The organism is Pseudomonas trivialis, from assembly GCF_001439805.1.
GTDB lineage: Bacteria > Pseudomonadota > Gammaproteobacteria > Pseudomonadales > Pseudomonadaceae > Aquipseudomonas > Aquipseudomonas trivialis.
The window spans coordinates 1-813 of sequence record NZ_JYLK01000045.1; the positions used below are offsets into that span (position 1 = coordinate 1).

An 813-nucleotide genomic window follows, 5' to 3' on the forward strand; every position below is an offset into this window, starting at 1 on the left:
AATGGCTTGAAAACGGAGACCCCACATGACCGATAACCCAACGGCGCCGCGTGTTGCGCCCATGACCTACAACGCACGCGGCAATCCGGTGCATACCTGGACCCTTACGCCCAGCCATATCACCGACCCGGTGCATTGCATATTGCCGCCGGATGGGGTGCTGCCGGTGATTTTTGTGCCGGGGATTATGGGGTCGAATTTGAAGAGTAAGCCTGCGGAGCAGGAGAGCGAAGATCAGGGGGAAGAGGGGGTGCCCATCTGGCGATTGGATGCTGGATTTTTGGGTAAAAATATGTGGTTGGCGAAAAACTGGATTTTTAAAACAGCGGGCGAGCGTCAAAAAATTCTGCACCCGGTACGCGCCACTGTCGATAACAAAGGTGCGGTACCCCGACACTCTGTAGGCACGGTCATAGTGCAGTCAGGCGCGGATAAAAAACAGACAACTATGGCCCTGACCAAGCGCTATCAAGAACGCGGCTGGGGCGAAGTCAGCGAAACCAGCTATCACGCGTTTCTGCTGTGGCTGGAAGACGCCCTGAACAACGAATTCCTGCCGCACAAATGGCCGCAATTCGATATCCAGCCGGAGCACTTGCACACCGTCGCCGTTGAGCCCGGGCCCACCCATATCACCCAGCTGAAGCCTGAACTGCCCATCGCCATGCCGGGGTTAGGCGCCACCCTGACGGCCCAGTTGCCCTCGATTATTTCCGACGAGTTGGTGGCGCGCGGCGACTACCGCATGCCGGTGCACGCGTGCGGTTATAACTGGCTGGACTCCAACGACAGCGCCGCATCAAGACTGGCCGA

The 813-nt window shown here is 58.1% G+C and carries 1 pseudogene; it reads left to right on the forward strand.

Annotation, left to right across the window (positions count from 1 at the left end):
• Nucleotides 1-25: 25 nt before the first annotated feature.
• A pseudogene (locus TU79_RS24870) lies at nt 26-813 on the forward strand (esterase/lipase family protein); the annotation flags it as partial.